Source organism: Xanthomonas sp. Leaf148, assembly GCF_001423585.1.
Classification (GTDB): domain Bacteria; phylum Pseudomonadota; class Gammaproteobacteria; order Xanthomonadales; family Xanthomonadaceae; genus Xanthomonas.
This window is the reverse complement of record NZ_LMOP01000008.1, coordinates 707,898-730,247: the sequence shown is the minus strand read 5'-3', so window position 1 is coordinate 730,247 and position 22,350 is coordinate 707,898. Positions and strand designations below refer to the sequence as shown.

Below are 22,350 nucleotides of genomic sequence, written 5' to 3'. Positions count from 1 at the left end.
TTTAGCCCTGCCTCTTGGCCATAGCCTTGGACAGTTCACGATATATTTGGGCTTCGCGCACCGAAAGCTTTCCCTGCCGCAAGAGATTTTGATGGCGTGCATGTATTGTCAAGTGTCCAGGCCCCATGGATTGTGCAAGTCCGGCACGGACGCCAAATCGTTTCAACGACAGCGACAGGCCCGGCACCATCGCCAGTAGCTGCATGACCGGTTTCTTAAGGGTTGGTCGCAGCAACACGTAACGCATGCACTTGGCAATCCAGCTGCGCAACCGTCCTTCAGATGAGTGGCTATCAACCATGATAGTCATGGGCCAGGCACACATGTGGCAGGCTATCCCGATACGTCGACCAATCCACAGCCGTCGTCTCAATAGTTAAGAGCACGATCCAAATCCCCACGCAAATCCCCCACATCCTCAACCCCCACACTCAACCGCACCAGCGCATCGCTGATACCGAGTTGTTCGCGGCGGGCTACTGGGATGGAGGCGTGCGTCATGACGGCGGGATGATTGACCAGGCTTTCCACGCCGCCCAGCGATTCGGCCAGGGTGAACAGTTCGGTCTTTTCGCAGAAGCGCTTGGCTGCGTCGAAGCCACCCTTGAGCACGATGGAGACGATGCCGCCGAAGCCGGACATCTGGCGCTTGGCCAGTGCGTGCTGCGGGTGCGAGGCCAAGCCGGGGTAGATCACCTTTTCAATGGCGGGATGGGTTTCCAGCCACTGCGCCAGCGCCAGTGCGTTCTCGCAGTGCGCACGCATGCGCAGCGGCAAGGTCTTCAATCCGCGTAGGGCGAGGAAGCTGTCGAACGGGCCTTGTACGCCGCCGATAGAGTTCTGCAGGAAGGCCAGTTGTTCGGCAAGCTCGGCGTTGTCGCCAACCACCGCGATGCCGCCGACCATGTCGGAGTGACCGTTGAGGTACTTGGTGGCCGAATGCACGACGATGTCGGCGCCCAACTCAAGCGGGCGTTGCAGCATCGGCGAGGCGAAGGTGTTGTCGACCACGATCAGCAAGCCGTGCTTGCGGGCAATGGCAGCAATCGCTGCGATGTCGACCAGCTTGAGCATCGGGTTGGTCGGGGTTTCGATCCACACCATCTTGGTGTCGGGGCGGATCGCGGCTTCGAAGGCGGCCGGGTCGGTCAGGTCGACGAAGCTGAAATCCAGGCCGGCGGTGCGGCGACGCACGCGCTCGAACAGGCGGAAGGTGCCGCCATACAGGTCGTCCATCGCCACCACGTGGCTGCCGGCATCCAGCAATTCCATCACGGTGGAGGTGGCGGCCATGCCCGAGGCAAACGCGAACGCGCGCGTGCCGCCTTCCAGCGCGGCAACGCAGCGCTCGTACGCAAACCGCGTCGGGTTATGAGTGCGCGAGTACTCGAAACCCTGATGCTCGCCGGGGCTGGACTGCGCGTAGGTGGACGTCGCGTAGATCGGCGGCATCACTGCGCCGGTGCTCGGATCTGGCGACTGCCCTCCATGGATCGCCAGCGTTGCAAGCGCCAATGCGCGCTCGCCATCGTGGCTCTTGGTAATGCGGTTGGACATGGAGGTTCCCGGAAAAAGTGGGCGATTGTATCAAGCAGGTCTGAACGGCCAATGCCGCGCGTCTCACTGACACGCGCGGCCTTGCGCGATCACTGCACGCGGCGACGCAGGTAGTTGAGCAGATCGATGCGGGTGATCAGGCCCAGGAATTGCGTGCCGTCCATGACGATGGCGACCTGGCCGCGGTCGAACACCGGCAGCAGCGCTTCGATCGGGGAAGCGACATCCAGGCGATCGAGTTTGCTGACCATGGCAGTGGAGATCGGATCGCGAAAGCGCGCTTCATCGCCATACACATGCAGCAGCACATCGCTTTCGTCGACGATGCCGACCAGTTGGCCATCATCGATCACCGGCAGCTGCGACACGTCGTAGAGCTTCATGCGCTGGTAGGCGGTGGTCAGCAGGTCCTTCGGACCCACGACGACGGTGTCGCGCTTGTTGTACGGGCGCAGGATCAGGTCGCGCAGGTCGCCATGTTGCGGGCGCTCCAGGAAACCGTTGTCGAGCATCCAGTAGTCGTTGTACATCTTCGACAGATACTTGTTGCCGGTATCGCACACGAACACCAGCACACGCTTGGGCGTGGTCTGCTCGCGGCAATACTTCAGCGCTGCGGCCAGCAACGTGCCGGTGGACGAGCCGCCGAGGATGCCTTCTTTGGCCAGCAGCTCGCGCGCGGTGTGGAAGCTTTCGGCATCGCTGATCGAATAGGCCTTCTTGACCCGCGAAAAATCCGAGATATCCGGCAGAAAATCTTCGCCGATGCCTTCGACCAGCCAGCTGCCGGACTTCTCGCTGACGGTGCCTTCTTCGATGTACTGGGTCAGGATCGAGCCCACCGGGTCGGCCAGCACCAGTTCGGTGTGCGGCGAGGCGGTGGCGAAGGCGCGCGACAGGCCGGTCATGGTGCCGGAGCTGCCGCAGCCGAACACGATCGCGTCCAGCTGGCCGTCCATCTGCGCCAGGATTTCCGGGCCGGTGCCGAACTCATGCGCAGCCGGGTTGTCCGGGTTACCGAACTGATTGATGAAGTACGCGCCGGGGGTTTCGGCGGCGATCTTGGCAGCCAGGTCCTGGTAGTACTCCGGGTGGCCCTTGGCCACGTCCGAACGGGTCAGCACCACATTGGCGCCCATGGCCTTGAGATTGAAGATCTTCTCGCGACTCATCTTGTCCGGCACCACCAGAATCAGCTGGTAGCCCTTCTGCTGCGCCACCAGGGCCAGACCCAGGCCGGTATTGCCGGCCGTGCCTTCCACCAGCGTGGCGCCGGGGCTGAGGTCGCCGCGCTGCTCGGCCGCTTCGATCATCGACAGGCCGATGCGATCCTTGATCGACCCGCCGGGATTGTTCGCCTCCAGCTTGAGGAACAGCTCGCAGACGCCGGTGTCCAGGCGCTGGGCCTTGACGATCGGCGTGTTGCCAATCAGTTCGAGTACGGAGGAATGAATCGCCATCGGGATATCGTCGCTGCGCCGCGCGGGCTAGGCCGATCATTATCCGACGAACGGCCGGGGAATGCTCATTCAGGCGGGAAACGATCGTGCCCGCCCATGAACGAGCGTGCTCAACTGCTCACAAAGAGCAGCGCGTCGCACAGCAGGCCTATGCCAAAACGAAAGACGCGGACGGTGACAGCCGACGAGGAGGCTGCCACCGCCCGCGACGGTGAACTTGTTCTAACGGTGGGGAAGGATCAGTGCGTGAGCTGGTCGTACATCCGGGTGAGTTTTTCTTTGGCCTGCAATTTTTCGCGTTTCATCTGACCCAAGGTCACGTCGTCGATGGGGAGTACCCCAAGTTCGGCATCCATGCATTTCTTGTTCAAGAGCTTGTGGCGTTGGTACAGCTGCTTGAACTCGGGATCGGACTTGATCAATGCGTCGATTTCGGTCTGCGGTTGCCCTTCGAACATGGCGTTACCTCCTTCACTTAAAACAAGAACGCCCCGGCCGCGGACGGCACAGGGCGCTGCTTGGGAATGGAAGACCCACGAGTCACGTTGGCAAAGGTCACAACGGCAGACGCACTGACGAAACCACCATCTGTTCCAACCGCTTGCGTCGCTGCGTGCCCTTGCGTCACTGGCCCGGCCCTCCGTACTTTCCGGGCGGCGGAGTTGCTGCCCGGAGGTACGACCCTACGCCGGTCGCGGAGGGGGTTCAAGGCCGGAACGGCTGCTTTTGCCGTTCCTTGGCGCAATCAGTGACCGCGGTTCAACCGGGCGTCATGCCCGGGTTAAAAGACCTTAACTTCCAACCACTTGCACTACGGCGCTACAACGACCTCGGCCGCACGCGTTTTGCTGGCGGCACCCTTGCCACCACTGACCTGCAGCCGCGATGCCGCGACACCGCCAGCGACCAACGCGTCGCGAAGGGCCTCGGCACGCTTCTTGGCTGTGCCCGCATCGCTGTCGAAGCCGACGATGCTGACCCGCCCCTTCTTGCCGATGTTCAGATACTCGGCCAACGCCTTGGCCTGCCCGGCCGCATCGCCGGACAAGGCCGCCTTGCCACCGAACGCGCCGCTGCCCAGCGAGAACACTTCGCCGCGGCTGTCCACCTTGGACGACGGCAGCTTGGCGCCGGCCACCAACTCGGCTTCTTCATGGGCGAGCTGGATGGCCTTCTGCTGGGCGGCATTGAGCTTGGCGGTCTGCTTGCCGGCCACGCTGGTCAACGCCAGCTCGGCATCCTGGCGGGCCAGGGTTTCCTGTTCGGCGGCCTGACGCATGCGCTCGGCCTCCTCGGCCTGGATCTGCGCCTGCACACGCAGACGCTCGGCCTCCTGCCGGGCGCGCGAGGCGTCACGGCGGCTGGCTTCGATCAGCAAATCGTTGCGAGTGCCTTCCAGGCGGTCCAGCTCGCGCCGGGCCAGTGCGGTGCGGGCGGTGAGCTCGGCGATCTCGACCCGGCGGTCGGCCAGAAACACCAGCGCATCGCGGTCGCGGCGCTTGGCCTCGGCCAGTGCCGCCACGCTTTGCTGGGCCTGCAGCCGCTCGTAGCGGGCCAGATCACTGGTCTGCGGGTCGTTCTGCAACGCTGCCAGCCGCCGATTGAGCGCGTCGGCCTGCGGGTCGTCCTTGGCGGCCATGGCCAGCGGAGACAGCGTGGCCAGGCTCAGCGCACCGATGTAAAGCAAGGGACGCAGTTTCATCGGCCGTTCTCCCCGGTGTTGAGGGTGTTCTGCAGCTGCGCCACTTCCTTGCGACGTTGCTCCAGCTGGGCGCTGACCACGGCCTCTTCGCTGCGCGCTTTGGCCAGATCGGCATCGGCGGCGGCGCGCAGGGCGATCTGCGGCACCTCCTTGCGCTGTCGCTTGTCCAGTTGCGCCTGCTGGGCCTGCATCAATTCCTGGCGGGCCAGGTTGACCAGATCCGGGGCGTATTGGTCGGCATCGGCCTGGGTGGCGCGTTGTACGGCCTGTTCGGCGGCAGTGAGCTCCGGTGCCACCTGGGCGGCGGCCGGAGAGGAAAGAACCATGAAACAGGCGATGCCATACAGGGATCGCCGCAAGTATGCGAAGCTAGCCGTCATTAGGGGAGCCGTAGCGAGGAAGTCTCGAGCACGGCCATTGTCGGAAGCCTGCGGCGGACTTGCAACGAGACGCTGCTGTTTGTTGGGGAACCATTGCGCATGGATATCGGCTACTTCCTGAAGCTGATGACCGAAAAGAATGCCTCGGACATGTTCTTGACCACCGGCGCGCCGGTGTACATCAAGATCGAAGGCAAGCTCTACCCGCTCGGCAACACGGGGTTGCCGCCGGGGATGGTCAAGAAAATCGCTTACTCATTGATGGACGAGGGCCAGGTGCCGCAGTTCGAGCGCGAGCTCGAGCTCAACATGGCCATCGCCCTGCCCGATGCCGGCCGCTTCCGCGTGAACGTGTTCAAGCAGCGTGGCGAGGTGGGCATGGTGATCCGCGCCATCCGCAGCCGGATCCCGAGCATCGAAGAGCTCAACCTGCCGCAGGTGCTCAAGGACGTCATCATGACCCCGCGCGGGCTGGTGCTGGTGGTCGGCTCGACCGGCTCCGGCAAGTCGACCTCGCTGGCGTCGATGATCGACCACCGCAACAGCACCACCACCGGGCACATCCTCACCATCGAGGACCCGATCGAATATCTGCACAAGCACAAGATGTCGATCGTGAACCAGCGCGAGGTGGGCCTGGACACGCACGCCTTCCAGAGCGCGCTGAAGAATGCGATGCGCGAAGCGCCGGACGTGATCCTGATCGGCGAAATCCTGGATGCCGAGACCATGGAGGCAGCCATCGCGTTCGCCGAAACCGGTCATCTGTGCCTGGCGACGTTGCATTCCAACAACGCCGACCAGACCATCGAGCGCATCCTCAATTTCTTCCCGGAAAGCGCGCACAAAAACGTGCTGATGAACCTGGCGCTGAATCTGCGCGCGGTGGTCTCGCAGCGTCTGGTCAAGGGCGTGGACGGCCGCCGCCGCCCCGCCACCGAAGTGTTGCTCAATACCCCGATGATCCGCGACCTGCTGCGTCGCGGCCAGGTGCACGAGGTCAAGGCGGCGATGGAAGAGTCGTTGGAAGAAGGCATGCAAACCTTCGATCAATGCCTGTTCCGCATGGTCAAGACCGGCGAGATCGAGCAGGAAGAAGCGCTGCGTGCAGCCGATTCGCGCGATGGCCTGGCGCTGAAGTTCCGCCTGTCCGAAGGCGGCTCCGGCGAGCACGACCCGTATGCGGATTACGAGGCAGCGTCGGCGCCGAAGATCAGTCACGGGTTTATTTGATTGGGAATGCGGCAGCGCCCTCATCCGGCGCTGCGCGCCACCTTCTCCCGCGTGCGGGAGAAGGCCATGGGCCTTGACGCGCGCGGTGATGGCGCGCTGTGACTGATCTGCTTCTGGCGCGGCCCGCTGCGACTGATTTGTTTCCGTTGCGGCCCGTGGCTGGGGTTTGGCGCGGATCAGGGCTGTCGTTCAAGCCCTCACCTTACTCTGCACCGCTTCAACACTAGGCACCGCTTCAACGCGCCGCACGTTTCCTGCCTGTGAGGGACGGTGGCCGAAGGACTGCTGCCACCGTCGAACATCTCGCTGCACTCACACCGCCGCGTCGGGTTGGGCTTCTGGCCGGGCAGCGTCGAATTGCGGGAGTGCCAGGCACTGTCGTTCGATCCGTTGCAAGGTGGGATACGGTGTCAGATCGACCTCGAACCGACGCGCGTTGTAGAGCTGCGGGATCAGCACGCAATCGGCCAGGCCCGGCGTCTCGCCATGGCAGAACGTCCCGGTGCGCGGGTCTTGCGCAAGTTGCGCTTCCAGCGCGCTGAAGCCGCACTGCATCCAGTGCTGCGTCCACTGCTGGCGTTGCGCCGCGTCCAGCGCAACGCCGCGCTCCAGGTAGTGGGTGACGCGCAGATTGTTGAGCGGATGCACATCGCAGGCGATGACCTGCGCCAGCGCGCGCACGAGGGCGCGGTCGGCTGGGGCGGCTGGCAACAGCTGCGCACTATCCGCAAAGGCCTCTTCCAGATACTCCAGAATCGCCAGCGACTGCGGAATCACCACCGCGCCGTGGCGCAGCGTCGGCACCAGCTCCTGCGGATTGAGTTGCGCGTAGGCGGCGGCATGCTGCTCGCCGCCGTCGCGCACCAGATGCACCGGGTGCGTGACATAGGCCAGCGACTTCAGGTGCAGCCCGATGCGCACGCGATACGCCGCGCTCGAACGCCAGTACGAAAACAGCTCCAGCGCCGCGCTCATGCGCGGCCGCCAGTGACCGCGCCCGCCGGCAGGACGCTGCGCGTCATGGCAATGGCTGCCGTTCGACGCGCTGCTCGATCGCGCCGAAGATACTGGCGCCGCTGGCATCGAACATCTCGATCCGCACCACATCGCCGAACGCCATGAACGGCGTACTCGGCTTGCCATCGCGCAAGGTCTCGACCACGCGCTGTTCGGCAAAACACGACGCGCCCAGCGTGGTGTCCTGATTGGCGATGGTGCCGGAGCCGACAATCGTGCCGGCTGACAACGGACGGGTCTTGGCGGCGTGGGCGATCAGCTGGGCGAAATCGAACTGCATGTCGTTACCCGCTTCCGGCGCACCGAACCAGGCACCGTTGACGTGGGTCACCAGCGGCAGATGGACCTTGCTGTCGCGCCACGCATCGCCCAGCTCGTCGGGGGTGACGAACACCGGCGACAACGCCGAGCGCGGCTTGGACTGCACAAAGCCAAAGCCCTTGGCGAGCTCGGCCGGAATCAGGTTGCGCAGCGAGACATCGTTGACCAGGCCGATCAGCTGGATATGCGCGGCCGCCTGTTCGGGCGAGACCCCCATCGGCACGTCGTCGGTGATGACCACGATTTCGGCCTCCAGATCGATGCCGTGGTCTTCGCTGATCACCTTGATGGCATCGCGCGGGCCGTAGAAGCCGGCACTGGTGGCCTGGTACATCAGCGGATCGGTGTAGAAGCTCTCTGGTACCTCGGCATTGCGCGCGCGGCGCACCCGCTCCACATGCGGCAGGTAGGCGCTGCCATCGACGAATTCGTAAGCGCGCGGGAGCGGCGCGGCCAGCGCCTGCAGATCCAGATCGAAGACGCCATCGGCGCTGCCGTCGTCGAGCGAGGCAGACAAGGCGTTCAGCCGTGGCGCGACGTTGCTCCAGTCTTCCAGCGCGCGCTGCAGCGTCGGCGCGATGCCGGTGGCCTGCACGGCCTTGCTCAGGTCGCGTGAGACCACGATCAGGCTGCCATCGCGGCCGCCTTCCTTCAGGGAACCTAGCTTCATGACGATCCTGTTGCTGTGGCTGATCGGCCGATTGTACGACCTGTTGCAACAGTGGTTGCACCTGAAACAACTGACCCGTAGCCCAACCGCAGACGCGGTCTTTTGTGCAGCGCGCCAAACGCGCGTACACTTGTCTGGTCTGCATGCGGCCGTCCGTTTCCCTTTGGGACCGCCGGCGAGGCCAGGATCGATCGATCCGCTCGCCCGCCCCACCCGACGCCTTTCGTGGTGCCGACAAACCCATCGCTTCTTGATCGGGTTGTTCCACCATCTCGCAGCGCGGTTCACGGGAACGCTCCGAGCCTCACTTTTTGCATCTGCAATGCGTTTGCGCTCCGGGCCTGGCCTGGTGGCGACGCTTTACTTGGAGCTTCCTGATGTCTTTTGAATCCCTGGGCCTTGCGCCCTTCCTGCTGCGCGCGTTGGCCGAGCAGGGCTATGAAACCCCCACTGCGATCCAGCAGCAGGCGATCCCGTTGGTGCTGGCCGGTCACGACCTGCTGGCAGGCGCACAGACCGGTACCGGCAAGACTGCCGCATTCGGCCTGCCGCTGCTGCAGCACCTGGGCACCACCCCGCAGCCGGTCAATGGCCCGCGCAAGCCGCGCGCGCTGATCCTGACCCCGACCCGCGAGCTGGCCACCCAGGTGCACGACAGCCTGCGCGGCTATAGCAAGTACCTGCGCATTCCCAGCGCGGTGATCTACGGCGGCGTAGGCATGGGCAACCAGCTCGACACCCTGCGTCGTGGCGTGGACCTGCTGATTGCCTGCCCGGGCCGTCTGATCGACCATATCGAGCGTCGCAGCGTGGACCTGTCCGGCATCGAAGTGCTGATCCTGGACGAAGCCGACCGCATGCTCGACATGGGCTTTTTGCCGTCGATCAAGCGCATCCTGACCAAGCTGCCGCGCCAGGACCGTCAGACCCTGCTGTTTTCGGCGACGTTCGAAGAGAACATCAAGCAGCTGGCGCTGGAGTTCATGCGCAACCCGATGCAGATCCAGGTCACCCCGAGCAACACCGTGGCCGAGAGCATCACCCACCGCGTGCACCCGGTCGATGGCGCGCGCAAGCGCGATTTGCTGCTGCACCTGTTGGCGCAGGACAGCCGCGAGCAGACCCTGGTCTTCGCGCGCACCAAGCATGGCAGCGACAAGCTGGCGCTGTTCCTGGAAAAGTCCGGCATCAAGACCGCGGCGATCCATGGCAACAAGAGCCAGGGCCAGCGCATGCGTGCACTGAGCGACTTCAAGGCCGGCCGCGTGACCGTGCTGGTGGCCACCGATATCGCCGCGCGCGGTATCGATATCGACCAGCTGCCGAAGGTCATCAACTACGACCTGCCGATGGTGGCCGAGGACTACGTGCACCGTATCGGCCGCACCGGCCGTAACGGCTCTACCGGCGAGGCGATCTCGCTGGTGGCGCAGGACGAAGCCAAGCTGCTGCGTCAGATCGTGCGCATGCTGGGCCGCGACGTGGAAATCCGCGACGTGCCGGGCTACGAGCCGCAGACCCCGATCCGTTGGGGCAACAGCGCCCCGGGCCGTGCCGAACAGCCGGGTGGCGATCGCGCACCGCGCAAGAGCCACGCGCGTCGTCCGCATGGCGATGCACCGCGTCAGGCGCATGCGCATGCCGGCCCGAAGAAGCCGGGTGGCCAGCGCAGCGCTGGGCCGCGTCAGGCCAATGCGGGCGCAGGTGCCGGCCGGCGCGACAGCCGTGGCGGCGCTGGCCGTCCGGCCAACCGCGGCGCCTGATAGACAGCGTCTGCTGAGAACAAGGGCCGCCATGCGGCCCTTGTTGTATCAGGCCCGCTTTGTATTCAGGCCTGTTTTGTATCGGGCCCGGCCGGTCCGGACCCTTGCGTGATCCGGCACCACGCCGGCACCTGCCCTTCCCTTTCGTTACTGCTTGCCGATCACCGTCATGGATATCTTCAAAGTCTTTACGCTCGAAGCCGCGCATCGGCTTCCCAATGTGCCGCCCGGCCACAAGTGCGCCCGGCTGCACGGCCATTCGTTCCGAGTCGAGCTGCACGTCAGCGGCGAACCGGGTGCCGACACCGGCTGGATCATGGATTTCGGCGATATCAAGGCGGCCTTCCAGCCGATCTACGACCGCCTGGACCACCATTACCTCAATGACATCGAGGGGCTGGAGAACCCGACCAGCGAACGGCTGGCGATCTGGATCTGGCAGCAGCTCAAGCCGGCCTTGCCGCAGTTGAGCGAGATTGTGGTGCATGAAACCTGCACGTCCGGCTGCCGCTATCGCGGTTGACCGCATGCGCACTGTTTGACCCGAAGCCGCCTGATGGGCGGTTTCGTCGTTTTTGACGATCATCTAACCGTTTGAATTGCAAAGCTTTCCAACGAAGTTTGGGAAAACTTCAGGAAACGTGTTGCATCGCAACAATATCCGCGTATGCTGCAACGCAACAAACGGTCACGGCTTTCCCGAAGGGGTTCGCAATGTCGGCGCAGTTCGAAAACAGCTTTACCAGTCAGTTCGCCTCCGCTGCAGCACGTGCCAATCAGTTGGCATTGGACACGCTGGAGCAGAACGTCACCGCCACCACCAGTTTCTTCGGTGAGTTTGCGCAGGCACGCGACCTGGGTGCCTACCAGACGCTCTGGCCGAAAGGTCTGCAACTGGCCCGCGACAACCTGGAACGTCTGGCCTCGGCCAACCAGGAAGTGGTCGGGATGGGTTTGAAGATGTCCAGCGAGCTTGGGCAGTTTGCCAAGCAGCAGTTCGACACCGGCAGCGAGCAGGCCGGCGCAGCAGGCAAGACACGGCGCAGCTAAGCGCCACCAAAAATTCAGCGTCTTTGCATGGGTCCCTCCCCCCATGCAATCCGGCCCGACAGATCCCTCCCTCTGTCGGGCTTTTTTATTGTGCGTTTGCCGGCCATCTGTCGCCGCGGCTTGCGCGCGGCGAGTGGTACTGGCGTGCTTGCCGCCTGGGCGCTACTAAATCGGTAGCCGCAGCTCCTGCGCCTGGCTGGCGGCATCGGCGCCCGGGCGCCAACGGATCCGCCCCCAGCACGGCATCGCCAAACGCTGATGCAGCATCTGAATGTTCTCTTCGACGCGCTCCATCTGCGGGTCGATTGCGTTGGCGATCCAGCCGATGCACTCCAGCCCGTCGGCGGCGATGGCTGCAGCGGTCAGGCGCGCGTGGTTGATGCAGCCCAGCCGCACGCCGACCACCAGCACCACCGGCAGTTGCAGCGCGCGGACCAGATCGGCCTGGTCCAGATCGGCGCTGAGCGGGGCGGCCCAACCGCCGACACCTTCGACCACCACCACCTCGGCCTGGCGACGCAATTGCGCAAACGCCTGTGCAATTGGGTCCAGCGACAGGGTCACGCCGACATCGGCGGCGGCCAGCTCCGGTGCCAGCGGTGCGGGAAAGGCGTAGGGGTTGAGGGTGGCGTAGTCCGGCTGCGGGTCGCTGGCCGCTTGCAGCGCCAGCGCGTCTTCATTGCGCCAGCCATCCGGCGTCTGTTCGCAGCCACTGGCGACCGGCTTCATCCCCACCGCGGTGTGCCCGCGCGCGCGCAACGCATGCAGCAACGCCGTGCTGCCCATGGTCTTGCCGATGCCGGTGTCGGTGCCGGTGACGTACAACGCAGGGTGCTGCATGCGTTCGATCCTGCGGCCGGGCCGCCATTGCCGAGAGGGCGCGCAGCATAACGTGCGGATCCGAACGCGCGGCTGAGTCGCAATGCCGCTGCGGATGGCCGCTGCTAAACTTCGGCCATGTTCGCCACCTCGTCGCTGACCGGCAGCAAGCCGGAACAATATGCCCAGCTCACCGCCCAGGCCAAAGCCCTGGTGCACGGCGAGCCGGATCGGATCGCCAACGCCGCCAACCTGGCCGCACTGATCTTCAATTCGCTGCCGTCGCTCAACTGGGCCGGCTTCTATTTCTACGATGGCCGCGAGCTGGTGGTGGGTCCATTCCAGGGCTTGCCGGCCTGCGTGCGTATTCCGCTGGACAAGGGCGTGTGCGGTGCGGCCGCCAGCACCCGACAGAGCCAGCGCATTGCCGACGTGGACGCGTTTCCCGGGCATATCGCCTGCGATTCGGCATCGCGCTCGGAGCTGGTGATTCCATTGGTCAAGGGCGATACGTTGATCGGCGTACTGGATCTGGACAGCCCGGAGCTGGATCGCTTCGACGCCGACGATCAGCAGGGCCTGGAGGCCATCGCGCAGATTTTCGTCGGTGCGTTGACGTGACCACCGAACGGCTGCGCAACATCGGCCCGAAAAGTGCGGCGTGGCTGCGCCAGGTCGGTCTGCGTACGCAAGAGGATCTGCAGGCAGTGGGCGCGGTGGGCGCCTTCGTCAAAGTCCGCCGCGCCGGTTTCAAGCCCAGCCTCAATCTGCTGTATTCGCTGGAAGGCGCGTTGACCGATTGCCATTGGCAGGACGTGCCGGAAGCGCGTCGGCATGCCTTGCTGGCGGAATACGAAGTGGCCAGTGCGCTGTTGCCAGTGCGCGGCCGCGCGGTCGCGGGGCCGGTGGAAACCGTGCACTACGCGCGGGCGGACAACGACGATACGCATGGCGACATGCTCGAAGGACACGATGACGCTGCGGACCTGAGCCAGACGCGCGAGGACTGAGGCCACACAGTGGGTGGAGCGCAGTTGCGGCGTCTGGTATCGGCGCAGTGCGGCAGTACCTGACACGATGGCTGCGAGCGTTGCGCGCAGGGCTTGGTCACAACGTCAGCGGCACACCACGCAAAAACCCTGCTGCGAATTCCAGCTAGCGCACCCACTCCGCTGTCGACCGCATTATCGTGTCGCGCCGTACACCAGACGCAGCTAACAGCAGCTACGAAGCGATCGTCGGTTGGGTGCGGACGCTACGCTCAGAACCGCAGGTAAGGAAACAGGACGCGCTGCACCGATCACCGATCACGACCGCCTGGCTGCCGCGCGGTCGTTTTGTCGGCCGCTCTAGGTCAATGCCAGCAGCTCGCGCATGTCATCCATGATTGCCACCGCGCCGGAGCTCTGCACATCGAAACCGCGCAGATAGCCGTAGCGCACCATCGCCAACGGCATTGCCGCTGCGTTTGCGGCCGCTGCATCGGTGGCCGAATCACCAACCATCAGGCACTGCTGCGGTGCATGCTGGAATTGCCTGGCCAGGTGCAGCAGCGGCGCGGCATCGGGTTTGCGCTGAGGTAGCGAATCGCCACCGAGCACGCTGCTGAAATGCGCCGCGATGCCCAGATGCTCCAGCAGCGGCGCGATGAACCGCGATGGTTTGTTGGTGCACAACGCCAGCGTGGCACCGGCCTCGCGCAGGCCAACCAAGGCCTCGCCGACACCGGGATACAGCTGCGGGTTATGCAGCAGGCTGGCTTCGTAGTGACGCATCATCACCGGCATCGCGGTATCGGCATCGTGCGTGCCGCCGGCTTCGCGCAAGGCAGTGGCAAGCAGCACGTGCACGCCTTCACCGATCCAGCCGCGGATCGTCGCCTCGCTGAACTGCTGCAACCCGAGTTCGTGCAAGGTGGCGTTGAGCGCTTCGGCAATATTGGGTGCGCTGTCCACCAGCGTGCCGTCCAGGTCGAAGATCACCAGCGGATACGGAAACATGCACAACGCCTCGTTGGGGAGCGGACTGCAGTGTACGAGCGGCTGGATTCAGACCGTGTCAGCGTGCGCGATGCAGATGCGTGATGCAGTCATCGCTGAAGGCTGCAAGCTGAGAGCGGCTAACACAACGTCGCGAGCAGTCATCAGGTGGGTGTGGACAGCGCGCTCAGACCCGGAGTGTTCGCGTGGTAATGCCGCACCGAGCACCGGCTGCGCCCGCCCGGCGGTGAGCACAGCCGTTCTGGTAGCTGCTCCACCACACGGCATCGCAGGCACGACCTCACTGCGCCTGCGACATCTCGCCGAACAACTCTCCCTGCACCGCGCCCTCTTCGACATCGCTGAAACCGCTCAACCCCACTCCGACCAGGCGATAGCGTGTGTCGTCGGGCAGCTCCACGCGCTTGGTCAGTGCAAGCGCAATCTGCGCCAATGCATCAAAGGAAGCCGGTGGCTGATCTGGCGTGTACGAGCGGGTCAGGATGCGAAAGCTTGAGGTCTTCAGTTTCAGTACCACCGTGCGCCCGATCCGCTCGGTGCGACGCGTGGCGAGCCAGGTTTTTTCGGCCAGGCGCAGGATGTGCGGGTCCAGTGCATCGAGCGCCAGATCCTCGCTGAAGGTGTCTTCCGAGGACACCGACTGCACTTCCTGGTCTGGCTCCACCGGGCGGTCGTCGATGCCGCGCGCACGGCGATACAGGCTGTGTCCGAAGCTGCCGAAATGCGCCTGCAATTCTTCCAGCGGGCGCAATCGCAGATCGGCCACGGTGACAATGCCCAACGCCGCCAGCTTGCCGTCCATCACCTTGCCCACGCCTGGGATGCGATTGACCTTGAGCGGCAGCAGGAACGCATCCACGCGACTGGGTGCAATGACGAACTGGCCATCGGGCTTGCGCCAATCCGAAGCGATCTTAGCCAGGAATTTGTTTGGCGCGATGCCGGCCGATGCGGTGAGCCGGGTTTCGTCGCGGATCTGGGTGCGGATCAGTTGCGCGATTTCGGTGGCCAGCTGCATGCCGGTCTTGGCGTGCGTGACATCCAGATAGGCTTCGTCCAGCGACAACGGTTCGACCAGATCGGTATGCCGATAAAAGATCTCGCGCACCTGCCGCGACACCGCCTTGTAACGCGCAAAATCCGGCGGCACGAACACCGCATCCGGACAGAGCCGCTCGGCGCGCAGCGCCGGCATCGCCGAGCGGATACCGAAGGTGCGTGCCTCGTAGGAGGCCGCGCAGACCACCGAGCGCGCGCCGCGCCAGGCCACCACTACCGGCTTGCCGCGCAGGCTGGGATCGTCACGTTGCTCCACGGACGCGTAGAACGCATCCATGTCCACGTGCACGATCTTGCGCATCAAGCTGGTGTCTCTTAACAGGGCTGTGGCCATGATAGAGCAGCCGCGTCTCACGCCTTGATCCAGTACTCACGGCAAAGCGGCACGAAACGGGCGCGACCGTCGCCGGTTCTCGCCTTCGCCATCGCGCTGGACCGTCATGGCGGCGTCCCGATGTCGCTGTTGCCGACGGCTGGATTGCGTGTGCCAGGCCGAGGTGGCGACGCCCCCCATTGCGTGCCGCAGCGCGCAATCGTCTGAAAACAGCACGCATGCGTACGGATAAAACGTTTGATTGAACCGCGCCGGCTCATGCACCCTTGCCGGCTTCGCCATTCGCTCCTTGCAGGAAACGTTTGTCATGACTCGTCAAAGTGCGTATTCGCGCGACCAATTGCTGGCCAGCGCGCGCGGGGAATTGTTCGGACCCGACAGCGGCCGGCTGCCGAACGACCCGATGCTGATGTTCGACCGCATCACCGAGATCAGCGACACCGGCGGCGCACACGGCAAGGGCGTGATTCGCGCCGAGCTGGATGTGCGCCCCGACCTGTGGTTTTTCGGTTGCCATTTCATCGGCGACCCGGTGATGCCCGGTTGCCTGGGGCTGGATGCGATGTGGCAGCTGACCGGCTTCTTCCTGACCTGGATCGGCGCTGCAGGCCGCGGCCGCGCGCTGGGTTGCGGGGAGGTCAAGTTCACCGGCCAGGTGCTGCCCAGCGCCAAGCTGGTGAGCTACGAGATCGATGTGAGCCGCGTGATCAACCGCAAGCTGGTGATGGCGCAGACCGATGCGCGCATGCTGGTTGACGGGCGCGAAATCTATACCGCCAAGGATCTGCGCGTGGGCATGTTCACTTCGACGGAGAACTTCTGATGCGTCGTGTCGTCGTCACCGGAATGGGCATCAATTCGTGTCTGGGCAATGACCTGGACACCGTCTCCACCGCATTGCGCGAAAGCCGCTCCGGCATCACCGCCCTGCCTGACCATGCCGAGGCCGGTCTGCGCAGCCAGGTGGGCGGTGCGGTCACGCTGGATCTGGAAGCCCTGATCGACCGCAAGCTCAAACGCTTCATGGGCGACGCCTCTGCGTACTCCTATCTGGCCATGCGCGATGCGATTGCCGATGCGGGCCTGAGTGCCGAGCAGGTCAGCGATGTGCGCACCGGCGTAATCGCCGGTTCCGGTGGTGGGTCCAGCCAATGGCAGGTGGAAACCGCCGACCTGCTGCGCAACCGCGGCGTGCGCAAGGTCGGCCCGTACATGGTGCCGCGTACGATGTGCTCGGCGGTGTCGGCCTCGCTGGCGACCGCGTTCAAGATTCGTGGCCTGAGCTATTCGCTGTCGGCCGCCTGCGCGACCTCGGCGCACTGCATCGGCGCGGCGGCGGATTTGATCCGGCATGGCGCGCAGGATGTGATGTTCGCCGGCGGCGGCGAAGAACTGCACTGGACCATGAGCGTGATGTTCGATGCGATGGGCGCACTGTCCACCGGCTTCAACGATCGCCCGGCAGTGGCCTCGCGCCCGTACGATGCGCAGCGCGACGGTTTTGTCATCGGCAGCGGCGGCGGCATGCTGGTGCTGGAAGACTACGACCACGCCATCGCACGCGGCGCACGCATCCATGCCGAGCTGCTCGGCTATGGCGTGACCTCCGATGGTGCGGACATGGTGGCGCCCAGCGGCGAAGGCGCGGTGCGCTGCATGCACATGGCCATGCAGGGGCTGGATCGGCCGATCGATTACCTCAACACGCACGGCACCTCGACACCGCTGGGCGATGTCACCGAACTGGGCGCAGTGCGCGCGGTGTTCGGCGACAACGTACCGCCGCTGTCGTCGACCAAGGCGCTGTCCGGTCATTCGTTGGGCGCAGCCAGCGTGCATGAGGCGATCTACAGCCTGCTGATGCTGCGCGATGGTTTCATGGCCGGCTCGGCGCATATCGACGAACTCGACCCGCGCGCCGAAGGCTTCCCGATCCTGCGGCAGACACAGGAAGCGACCTTGAACACGGTGATGTCCAACAGCTTCGGCTTTGGCGGGACCAACGGCACACTGGTGTTCGGGCGGGCGTGATGGCTGCATGCGAACGCGCGTGAGCGCGTTGTGCTGCCACGCGGGTACGGAGAGTCGATCCGTGTCCGCGCCGTGCAAGGGCTTGCCCCTCGTCCATCAGTGGAAAGACGGGCGGTGCAACTTCAAGCAACCGCGATGCACCAGAACAGCGTTGCCAGCGCGCATGTTGACGACATGCCTATGTGAAAGCAGCGACGTGCAATCACGCGTTACCGCCCTGCGCCAAGGCGCAGGTGCGGTGCCTTATTCGTCCCGCAAGCGGTCGCAATCTTCCATCGAGGTCCCACTACTGGCGGGCTGGCCATTCGCGTCCCTGGCAGCGCTTTGCTCTTGTGCGCGCTGCCTGCTGCGGCACGCCGTGCGGGCCTGATCGCGCTTGAACTGCAAGCTCCTGGCCGCATCGATCTCGGCTCGCTCGCGGTTGGTCCGTTCGGTAGTTACGCGTGTCTCCTGCTTGGCGCGTCTTGCGATGGAGGGGTCGCCGGTTTGCGGCAGGCCCTCACCGGGCGCAAGCACTTCCAGCGCCGGCGAGTTGCCGGGTGAATGGTCGCGCCACAGCGCGCGCTCACTCTCAACGGTCCATTCGCGGCCGCGGTAATGCGCATCCCAATAAGTGTCCAGCGAGAACTCGATTTTTGGCACCACGCGGCTCAGATCGCCGCGCTCCAGTGCGATCGCTTGCGCAGGCATCCAGCCGCGCGCATCCGGCGTACGCACATCGCACCATGTGCCGTTTTTCAGGCACCCATAGACCGTGAGCGCGTTGCCGGCGCTGGCCTCGCCCACGCGCCGGTATTCCTCGCCCGGGCCTGCGCGCAGGCCAGCCAGACTGCTGGCGTGACCGGCGTGCTGCGCCGCGGCCGGTACCGCCGCGGCAATCAACACCACCAAACTCCATGACAGACGTTGCTGCATTGCACGTTCCTTGATGTGCTGATCCAGTCGCGCATCGGCCACCTGAGTGACCGCGCTGCTGCGCTTAAACGACAACCCACCTCACTGCATTGCGAACGCTTGCATTGCGAACGCAACGCCTGCCAGCGATGGCAGGCGCACGACTGGCCCGCTCAGCCCGCCATGCCGTTATGCCGCAGCAGCGCATCGATGCTGGGCGCGCGACCACGGAAGGCGCGGAAGTTGTCGGCAGCGCTACGGCTTCCGCCACGCGACAGCACCTCAAAGCGAAAGCGCGCACCGGTCTCGGCAACTTGCTCGGGTGCTTCTTCGAACGCGGCATAGGCGTCGGCGCTGAGCACTTCGGCCCATTTGTAGCTGTAGTAACCAGCCGCGTAGCCGCCGGCAAAGATGTGGCTGAACTGATGCGGGAAGCGATTCCACGCCGGCGGGCGATTGACGGCCACCTCGTCGCGCACGCGCTCGATCAGCTGCAGCACGCTGTCCTGAGCCGGATCGAAACTGATGTGCAACTGCATGTCGAACAACGCAAATTCCAGCTGCCGCACGGTGAACATGCCGCTCTGGAAATTGCGCGCGGCCAGCAGCCGGTCGAACAGATTGCGTGGCAGCGGCTCGCCGGTTTGCACGTGCGCGGTCATCGCCTGTACGCGCTCCCATTCCCAGCAGAAGTTCTCCATGAACTGGCTGGGCAATTCCACCGCGTCCCATTCCACGCCGTTGATCCCGGCCACACCCAGCTCGCCGATCCGCGTGAGCAGCTGATGCAGGCCATGGCCCATTTCATGGAACAGCGTAGTGACTTCACCATGCCGGAACGTGGCCGGTGCATCCCCGCTGCCACGGCCGAAGTTGCACACCAGATACACCAGCGGCGTCTGCACGCCATTGGCGGTCTCGCGGCGGTTGCGGCAATCGTCCATCCACGCGCCACCGCGCTTGCCTTCGCGCGCGTACAGATCCAGATAGAACTGGCCGACCAACGCGCCTTGCGCATCTTCGAGGCGGTAAAAACGCACATCCTCATGCCAGACCGGCGCGCTGTCGGGCTTGACGCGCAGGCCGTACAAACTGTGGATCACGTCGAACAGGCCGGCCAGCACTTTCGGCTCGGTGAAATACTGCTTCACTTCCTGCTCGGAGAAACTGTAGCGCGCCTGCTTGAGCTTTTCGCTGACGTAGGCCAGGTCCCAGGCCTGCAGGTCGTCCAGGCCAAGTTCGTCGCGCGCAAAGGCTTCGAGTTCGGCGCGGTCGCGTTGCGCATAGGGCTTGGCGCGCACCGCCAGGTCGCGCAGGAACCCCATCACTTCATCCGGGCTTTGCGCCATCTTGGTGGCCACCGAATAGTCGGCATACCCGGCAAACCCGAGCAGCTGCGCCAGCTCTGCGCGCAGGGCGAGAATGCGATCGATATTGGCGCTGTTGTCCAGCGCGGCATCGCCGAATTCGGACGCGCGCTCGGCGTTGGCGCGATACAGCAGCGCGCGCAGGTCGCGGCTATCGGCATCGCTTTGCACCGGCAGATAGCACGGCATCTGCAAGGTGAACTTCCAGCCCGGCACGCCATCTTTCTCGGCGGCAGCGCGGGCGGCGGCGATCACTTCGGCCGGCAGGCCGGACAACTGGGTGTCGTCTTCGGTCACGTACGACCATGCGTCGGTGGCGTCGAGCACGTTCTGCGAAAACTTGGCCGCCAACGCAGACAGCTCTTCCTGGATCTGCGCAAAGCGCGCCTTGGCCTCGTCGTCCAGCTCGGCGCCTCCAAGACGGAAATCGCGTAGCGCGTTATCCAGCACTTTGTGGCGTGCGGCGTCGTAATCGGCCGCTTCCGACGATTGCGCCAGCGCCTTGTACTGCGCGTACAACGCCAGGTTCTGGCCCAGCGCGCTGCCGAAGCGGCTCACCTTGGGCAGATTGCTGTTGTAGGCCTCGCGTAGCTCGGGCGTGTTCATCACCGCCTGCAGATGGCCGACCTGGCCCCACGCGCGCCACAACCGCTCGGTGGCATCGTCCAGCGGCACCACGAAGCTGTTCCAGCTCACCGGGCTGACCTGCTCGGCCGCCTTCACCGCCGCTTCCGCCTCGGCCAGCAGTTGGTCGATCGCCGGGCCCACGTGCGCGGGAAGGATGGCATCGAAGGACGGCAGTCCGGACAGGTCGAGCAGCGGGTTGGTCATGAGGCGCTCCGGCGGTGGACTGGATCAGGGATGACGAAGATGTCGGGTGACACCTGCCGACACGCGGCGCGCGTCAGCAGGCTCCCGATATGGCGATCATTCCAGCGCAGCACAAGGCAGCTGCGGCAATGCGCCGCCGTTGACCGCGCCGGCAATGGCCGCATCGCTGTCGGTGACATCGATCGCGCGTTCCACATACCAGGCCGGGTTGTAGTAACTGTGCGCGTAACGCTCGCCGGCATCGCACAGGATGCTGACGATGGAGCCCTGACGGCCTTCCTCGCGCATCCGCTGCGCGGCGTGCAGCACGCCGATGAAGTTGGTACCGGTGGAACCGCCCACGCGACGGCCCAGGGTGGCGCTGACGTGACGCATCGCGGCCAGGCTCAAGGCATCGGGCACCTTGATCATTTCATCCACGCAGCTGGCGATGAAGCTCGATTCCACCCGCGGCCGGCCGATGCCTTCGATGCGCGAGCCGCCGGTGATCGCCAGCTCCTTGGGGCACTGCCCGTCCACCGCGCGGCAATAGCCGTCGAAGAACACCGACACTTCCGGGTCCACGCACAGGATGCGGGTGTGATGGCGGCGATAGCGCACATAGCGCCCCAAGGTGGCGCTGGTGCCGCCGGTGCCGGGGCTGCAGACGATCCAGTCGGGGATGGGGTGCGGTTCTTCGGCCAGCTGCTTGAAGATCGATTCGGCGATGTTGTTATTGGCGCGCCAGTCGGTAGCGCGCTCGGCGTAAGTGAACTGGTCCATGAAGTGCCCACCGGTCTCGCGCGCGAGCTGGTGCGAGGCGCTGTCCAGATCGCAGGCACGCTCCACCAGATGGCAGCGGCCGCCCTGGAATTCGATCGCGGCGATCTTTTCCGGCGAGGTCGAGGCCGGCATCACCGCGATGAAGGGCACCCCCAGCAAGCGCGCGAAATAGGCTTCGGAAATCGCAGTCGACCCGCTGGACGCCTCGATCACCGGGCGCCCTGCACGCAGCCAGCCATTGGTCAGCGCATACAAAAACAGCGAGCGCGCCAAGCGGTGCTTGAGGCTGCCGGTGGGGTGGCTGGACTCGTCCTTGAAGTACAGGTCGATGCCCGGATAGCCCGGCAGGCCCATCGGAATCAGATGGGTGTCGGCCGAACGATTGAAATCGGCCTCGATCTTCTGGATGGCGGCGGCCACCCACTGGCGCTGCGACATGGGCACGGACGTGATGCGAAAGAGACGCCGATTCTACCGCCGCCAGGCGCGCACCCGGGGCGGGCAGTCATCGGGCGGACAGTTGCGGGCCGGTGGTATGCTCGCAGCGTCCTTTGCCAGCCCCGACCGCCCGTGCTGCGTTGCCTGTTCCGCCTGCTGTTATGCCTGTGCCTGGTCGCCAATACGGCCACCGGCGCGTGGGCGTCGGTAGGCATGGCGATGCCGGACATGGCCAGGCCGCAGGTAGCAACGCACGCGATGCAGGCGCGCATGACAGCAGCAATGCCTTGCCATGACGCCATGCCAGCGCCCGATACGGCGCCGTTGCCCGACAAGACCCAACACGCGCACGCAAGCGACTGCTGCAAGCTGGGCAGCTGTGACTGCCTGCAACACGGCAGCCTGGCCTTGCTGACCCTGCCTGCGGTTCCGGCAGGGCTGCTCGGTCATTCCGCGGTGCCTGCCGCCCTGGACGAAGGCCGTGCCAGCCCGGCACACGAACAACCGGTTCGACCTCCCATCGGCTAACGGCCGATACGACACGACGCGCTTCATCAGCGCTGCGTCGCCGCTGCTCAGCATCGGCAGGGGCTGCGCGAACGCTTCGACGATCCGTGCGTCGTCCGTCTGATCCGACGATCGCGCGCCGCGTCCATCGGCCA

The 22,350-nt window shown here is 64.8% G+C and carries 23 protein-coding genes, 1 other RNA gene and 1 pseudogene; 10 read left to right on the top strand and 15 right to left on the bottom strand.

Annotated elements, in window-relative coordinates:
• Position 1 precedes the first annotated feature (1 nt).
• The 6 genes from ASF90_RS23375 to ASF90_RS07850 form a co-directional block, all read right to left on the bottom strand.
• Positions 2-310, bottom strand: a complete 309-nt coding sequence (locus ASF90_RS23375) for a hypothetical protein (protein WP_115560198.1) — start codon at positions 308-310, stop codon at positions 2-4.
• 59 nt (positions 311-369) lie between these two features.
• On the bottom strand, positions 370-1,557 hold the full coding sequence (locus tag ASF90_RS07870) for a cystathionine gamma-synthase (protein WP_055848096.1): 1,188 nt from the start codon (positions 1,555-1,557) through the stop codon (positions 370-372).
• Between the two features lie 89 nt (positions 1,558-1,646).
• Positions 1,647-3,017: a pyridoxal-phosphate dependent enzyme gene (locus ASF90_RS07865; RefSeq protein WP_055848094.1), complete on the bottom strand. Its 1,371-nt coding sequence runs from the start codon at positions 3,015-3,017 to the stop codon at positions 1,647-1,649.
• A 239-nt stretch (positions 3,018-3,256) separates the two neighbouring features.
• Positions 3,257-3,475, bottom strand: coding sequence for a YdcH family protein (locus ASF90_RS07860; RefSeq protein ID WP_005991804.1), 219 nt, complete (start codon positions 3,473-3,475; stop codon positions 3,257-3,259).
• A 353-nt stretch (positions 3,476-3,828) separates the two neighbouring features.
• Positions 3,829-4,719 (bottom strand): hypothetical protein, encoded by an 891-nt coding sequence (locus ASF90_RS07855; RefSeq protein WP_055848091.1) that lies wholly within the window; start codon positions 4,717-4,719, stop codon positions 3,829-3,831.
• Positions 4,716-5,099, bottom strand: coding sequence for a DUF4398 domain-containing protein (locus ASF90_RS07850; protein WP_055848089.1), 384 nt, complete (start codon positions 5,097-5,099; stop codon positions 4,716-4,718). Before ASF90_RS07850 ends, ASF90_RS07855 begins: the two co-directional genes overlap by 4 nt.
• 99 nt (positions 5,100-5,198) lie before the next feature.
• On the opposite strand from ASF90_RS07850, the gene ASF90_RS07845 reads away from it, so the two are divergent.
• On the top strand, positions 5,199-6,332 hold the full coding sequence (locus tag ASF90_RS07845) for a PilT/PilU family type 4a pilus ATPase (RefSeq protein ID WP_029221250.1): 1,134 nt from the start codon (positions 5,199-5,201) through the stop codon (positions 6,330-6,332).
• A gap of 312 nt (positions 6,333-6,644) precedes the next feature.
• Here ASF90_RS07845 and maiA read toward each other — a convergent pair whose 3' ends face one another.
• Entirely contained in the window at positions 6,645-7,307 is a 663-nt protein-coding gene (gene maiA, locus ASF90_RS07840; protein WP_055848086.1) for a maleylacetoacetate isomerase, read from the bottom strand.
• A gap of 43 nt (positions 7,308-7,350) precedes the next feature.
• Positions 7,351-8,340, bottom strand: coding sequence for a fumarylacetoacetate hydrolase family protein (locus tag ASF90_RS07835; protein ID WP_055848083.1), 990 nt, complete (start codon positions 8,338-8,340; stop codon positions 7,351-7,353).
• Here ASF90_RS07835 and ASF90_RS23990 point away from each other — a divergent pair.
• The 4 genes from ASF90_RS23990 (at position 8,339) to ASF90_RS07820 (ending at position 11,153) form a co-directional block, all read left to right on the top strand.
• A complete protein-coding gene (locus tag ASF90_RS23990) occupies positions 8,339-8,728 on the top strand; it encodes a hypothetical protein (RefSeq protein ID WP_153066583.1) in 390 nt (129 codons plus the stop codon). The genes ASF90_RS07835 and ASF90_RS23990 overlap by 2 nt on opposite strands.
• Positions 8,718-10,103, top strand: a complete 1,386-nt coding sequence (locus ASF90_RS07830) for a DEAD/DEAH box helicase (RefSeq protein WP_055848080.1) — start codon at positions 8,718-8,720, stop codon at positions 10,101-10,103. Before ASF90_RS23990 ends, ASF90_RS07830 begins: the two co-directional genes overlap by 11 nt.
• A 169-nt stretch (positions 10,104-10,272) precedes the next feature.
• Complete coding sequence (gene queD, locus ASF90_RS07825; RefSeq protein ID WP_055850251.1) at positions 10,273-10,626, top strand: 6-carboxytetrahydropterin synthase QueD; 354 nt, start codon at positions 10,273-10,275, stop codon at positions 10,624-10,626.
• 191 nt (positions 10,627-10,817) lie between these two features.
• Positions 10,818-11,153 (top strand): phasin family protein, encoded by a 336-nt coding sequence (locus tag ASF90_RS07820; protein WP_055848077.1) that lies wholly within the window; start codon positions 10,818-10,820, stop codon positions 11,151-11,153.
• Between the two features lie 165 nt (positions 11,154-11,318).
• On the opposite strand, the gene bioD is transcribed toward ASF90_RS07820, so the two are convergent.
• On the bottom strand, positions 11,319-11,993 hold the full coding sequence (bioD, locus tag ASF90_RS07815; RefSeq protein ID WP_055848074.1) for a dethiobiotin synthase: 675 nt from the start codon (positions 11,991-11,993) through the stop codon (positions 11,319-11,321).
• Between the two features lie 117 nt (positions 11,994-12,110).
• Here bioD and ASF90_RS07810 point away from each other — a divergent pair, with 117 nt between their 5' ends.
• Positions 12,111-12,593, top strand: coding sequence for a GAF domain-containing protein (locus ASF90_RS07810; protein WP_055848072.1), 483 nt, complete (start codon positions 12,111-12,113; stop codon positions 12,591-12,593).
• Positions 12,590-12,982, top strand: a complete 393-nt coding sequence (locus ASF90_RS07805; RefSeq protein ID WP_055848069.1) for a TfoX/Sxy family protein — start codon at positions 12,590-12,592, stop codon at positions 12,980-12,982. The genes ASF90_RS07810 and ASF90_RS07805 overlap by 4 nt, the downstream gene beginning before the upstream one ends.
• A gap of 339 nt (positions 12,983-13,321) precedes the next feature.
• Here ASF90_RS07805 and gph read toward each other — a convergent pair whose 3' ends face one another.
• The 3 genes from gph to dinB form a co-directional block, all read right to left on the bottom strand.
• A complete protein-coding gene (gene gph, locus ASF90_RS07800) occupies positions 13,322-13,972 on the bottom strand; it encodes a phosphoglycolate phosphatase (protein ID WP_055848066.1) in 651 nt (216 codons plus the stop codon).
• A 117-nt stretch (positions 13,973-14,089) separates the two neighbouring features.
• Positions 14,090-14,165, bottom strand: a non-coding RNA gene (locus ASF90_RS21770) — sX9 sRNA.
• A gap of 87 nt (positions 14,166-14,252) precedes the next feature.
• On the bottom strand, positions 14,253-15,332 hold the full coding sequence (gene dinB / locus ASF90_RS07795; protein WP_055848063.1) for a DNA polymerase IV: 1,080 nt from the start codon (positions 15,330-15,332) through the stop codon (positions 14,253-14,255).
• 340 nt (positions 15,333-15,672) lie between these two features.
• Here dinB and fabA point away from each other — a divergent pair, with 340 nt between their 5' ends.
• Positions 15,673-16,188: a 3-hydroxyacyl-[acyl-carrier-protein] dehydratase FabA gene (fabA, locus tag ASF90_RS07790; protein WP_039421849.1), complete on the top strand. Its 516-nt coding sequence runs from the start codon at positions 15,673-15,675 to the stop codon at positions 16,186-16,188.
• Positions 16,188-17,396: a beta-ketoacyl-ACP synthase I gene (gene fabB / locus ASF90_RS07785; RefSeq protein WP_055848060.1), complete on the top strand. Its 1,209-nt coding sequence runs from the start codon at positions 16,188-16,190 to the stop codon at positions 17,394-17,396. The genes fabA and fabB overlap by 1 nt, the downstream gene beginning before the upstream one ends.
• Before the next feature lie 393 nt (positions 17,397-17,789).
• Here fabB and ASF90_RS07780 read toward each other — a convergent pair.
• From ASF90_RS07780 to ASF90_RS07770, 3 genes and pseudogenes are all read right to left on the bottom strand, one after another.
• Positions 17,790-18,311 (bottom strand): annotated as a pseudogene (locus ASF90_RS07780) (SH3 domain-containing protein); the annotation flags it as partial.
• Positions 18,312-18,463: 152 nt separating this feature from the next.
• Positions 18,464-20,488, bottom strand: a complete 2,025-nt coding sequence (locus ASF90_RS07775) for a M3 family metallopeptidase (protein ID WP_055848054.1) — start codon at positions 20,486-20,488, stop codon at positions 18,464-18,466.
• Positions 20,489-20,584: 96 nt separating this feature from the next.
• On the bottom strand, positions 20,585-21,688 hold the full coding sequence (locus ASF90_RS07770) for a PLP-dependent cysteine synthase family protein (RefSeq protein WP_055848051.1): 1,104 nt from the start codon (positions 21,686-21,688) through the stop codon (positions 20,585-20,587).
• Between the two features lie 132 nt (positions 21,689-21,820).
• Here ASF90_RS07770 and ASF90_RS07765 point away from each other — a divergent pair, with 132 nt between their 5' ends.
• Entirely contained in the window at positions 21,821-22,216 is a 396-nt protein-coding gene (locus ASF90_RS07765; protein ID WP_055848049.1) for a CopL family metal-binding regulatory protein, read from the top strand.
• The last annotated feature ends 134 nt before the right edge of the window (positions 22,217-22,350 follow it).